The 2,052-nt window shown below is 53.9% G+C and carries 2 protein-coding genes; both read right to left on the bottom strand.

What is annotated here, in order from left to right; genetic code table 11:
• Nucleotides 1-1,498: hypothetical protein (locus CIL02_RS06360; RefSeq protein ID WP_094400063.1), on the bottom strand; the 1,498-nt coding region annotated here is incomplete at its 3' end.
• Nucleotides 1,499-1,579: 81 nt separating this feature from the next.
• Nucleotides 1,580-2,052, bottom strand: a 473-nt coding sequence (locus CIL02_RS06355; protein WP_240513555.1) for a terminase, incomplete at its 5' end; no start/stop codon positions are given.

The raw sequence follows: 2,052 nt of genomic DNA, 5'->3' as shown, positions 1-2,052 counted from the left end.
CCGTTCGCTGTAGGATGCTGATAGCTCCCTCGTCGGCATCGGGTGCATCATCGTTTCCTGCCATTCCCTTTTCGAAAGCGAGAGTCTGCTCGAGTCCCGCCTGCATGTCGGTGTCGTCCTTCTGGGATATGTCGTAGAAGACGAATCCCCGTTCCCAGAGTGGGCTGATAGCCTCTATGCGCTGGAACTTGTCGGGTTTCTTGCGTGTGTCGCCTGTTATGGGCAGCTGGTATCCTCTGTTTTCTCCCTCTGTGGCGAAGTCGTCGAGAATGAGGTCTTGCATGAATGATGCCTCCATGTAGAACTGTATTGCGACGGCTTTGTCTTGGCTCCACTCGTAGAGGTCGTAGCACCATCTGACGAGCTCGGCAATGGATGCCTTGCGCACGAAAGCACGGAGTTGCCATAGTTCTATTCCGTGTTTTCCCCAGAGCTTGGCCGCCTTGGTGTCGTCGGTGCGTTTTGATTTCCATGAGGGGTCTATGTACAGTACGAGGTGTGAGAACTTGTTCCATGCCGGACGCTTTGCCCACTTGATCCATTCCTGCCGGAAGACGGTGCCCTCTACGATGGGGTTGTGCATCATCTCCTTGTTCCATGCGCGGTGGCCCACGAACTCCATGTAATCGCGAGCCTCCTCCTTGGTCCATTTTTCTTCCCATACTGGGTTGCCCTCATTGTCAACGGCATAGACCGTCGAGACATGCACGCCCTTCGTGGCGCAGATATTCGCCAGGACGGAAGTCTTGGAGATAAGGTTACCAACCATGAGGAATCGGCCACGTCCAACATCCAGTGCACCGAAAAGTGCCTCTTTCACCCAGTCGGTGAGTTCGCGGACACGCCGCTCGTTACGGCAAAGTTCATCGTCGTCGAGGTCGTCGATGACAATATAGTCAGGACGCGACTCACGCTTACGGAGACCACGCGGCGACTGCCCACGGCCACAAGCCAGGAAATACACCCCGTCCTTGGTCTGGAACTCCCCTTCGGTCCAGTTTCCGACGGATATCTGGCTGCCGAAGTCGGCAATGATGCGCTTGTTGTACTGTAGTTCCGCCTGGATGTCGCCGAGGAGTCGGTCGGCTGAGTCCTCGGACTTGCCGACTATGACCATGAAATTGATGAGCCGCTTCGGTTGGAACATCAACCAGAGCGGCATGAAGATGTCGAAGTGGGTGGACTTGGCGTGACCTCGTGGCCACTTGAATACCGCCTTCAGGTTCGGCGTGTTCTTTACGAGCTTGGCTGCCGCATTGTGGAACGGCGCATTGTGGATGGTGCGTATGGCTTCGCCCGTCACCTTGTCGCGGAGTGTAAGGAAATGCGGAAAGTAATACTCACAGAAAGCGGCATAGTCACGCTGGAGACGGCGTATGCGTTTCTCCTTCTGTTCGGTGTTTTCTTTCTGCAGGGTTTTGGTGTCAGTGATTGCCTGTATCTGGCGGCAATGCTCTTGCCACTCTTCGTGCAGTTTTTTGAGTTCCGCTGTGGTCATTTCTTATTTCTTTTTTTAGAGGAGATAGAGGAGATAGATGAGATAGAAAGCCCCCCTGCCCCACGGTGGGGGGATGCTCTGTCAGAGGGCGGATGGTGATGCCATCTTCTCCATGAGGAACTTGTTCTGGTACTTGTTGATGGCCTTGATGAGCTCGGGTGTGATTTCGGGGTCGTAGGAAGCCTGGTCCTGGATCCATCTGTTGAATGCCATGAAAACCTCGATGGCATCGACGACGTTAGCTTTCTTGTCGAGTTTCTCGATAGTGGCCGAGAGTTTTGAGAGCTTGTCGGCGAGTGTTCCGATAGCGTTAGGGTCTCCCGATGCGTTGACCTGCTCGATGAGGTTGTCGATTGCGAGCAGTAGCTTGTTGACGAGTTCGGGCCTTGTGACGTTCTTCGCTGCCCTTGCCTCTTTCCATCCACCGTCCTTGACCCATCTTGACAATGTTACCCTTGACACATTGACCTTTTCAGCTATTTCCTGGAGTTCCATTCCTGATAGATATAGCTGTCGTGCTACTGACTTGAGCCTTTCGATGTCGGCTCTTGTTT

Source organism: Prevotella sp. P3-122, from assembly GCF_002251365.1.
In the GTDB taxonomy this organism is placed as follows: domain Bacteria; phylum Bacteroidota; class Bacteroidia; order Bacteroidales; family Bacteroidaceae; genus Prevotella.
The sequence above is the reverse complement of the archived record's forward strand: the minus strand, read 5'-3'. Positions and strand labels throughout refer to the sequence as shown.